The 536-nt window shown below is 65.9% G+C and carries 1 protein-coding gene; it reads left to right on the plus strand.

The features are described from left to right. Nucleotides 1-536 (plus strand): Ig-like domain-containing protein (locus VV867_RS31085; protein WP_328568459.1); only part of this gene is annotated, 536 nt, incomplete at both ends.

Genomic DNA, 536 nt, shown 5'->3' on the forward strand with positions numbered 1-536 from the left:
AACAATGGCAACGGCCTGGGCGGCACTGGCGAGCCGGAAGGCATCGTCACCGTGGAACTGCCGGACGGCAGCACCGTGACCACCGTCGTCGATGGGAACGGCAACTGGGAGTTCCCGGAAAACCCGCTGGAGAACGGCGAGAGCGGCAGCGTCACCATCACCGATCCCTCGGGCAACGTCAGCCCGCCCACCATCACCGAACCGGCTGACCTGGTTCCCCCGGAGCCGCCGGTCATCACCGACAACAACGGCAATGGTCTGGGCGGCACTGGCGAGCCGGAAGGTATCGTCGCCGTCGAACTGCCGGACGGCAGCACTGTCACCACCGTGGTCGACGAGAACGGCAACTGGGAACTCCCCGAAAACCCGCTGGAAAACGGCGAGACCGGTATCGTCACCATCACCGACCCGTCGGGCAATGTCAGCCCGCCGACCGTGACCGAGCCGGCTGATGTCATTGCACCGGAGCCACCAGTCATCACTGACAACAACGGCAACGGCCTGGGCGGTACCGGCGAGCCGGAAGGCATCGTCAC

It is taken from the genome of Pseudomonas sp. JH-2, from assembly GCF_036231725.1.
GTDB lineage: Bacteria > Pseudomonadota > Gammaproteobacteria > Pseudomonadales > Pseudomonadaceae > Pseudomonas > Pseudomonas delhiensis.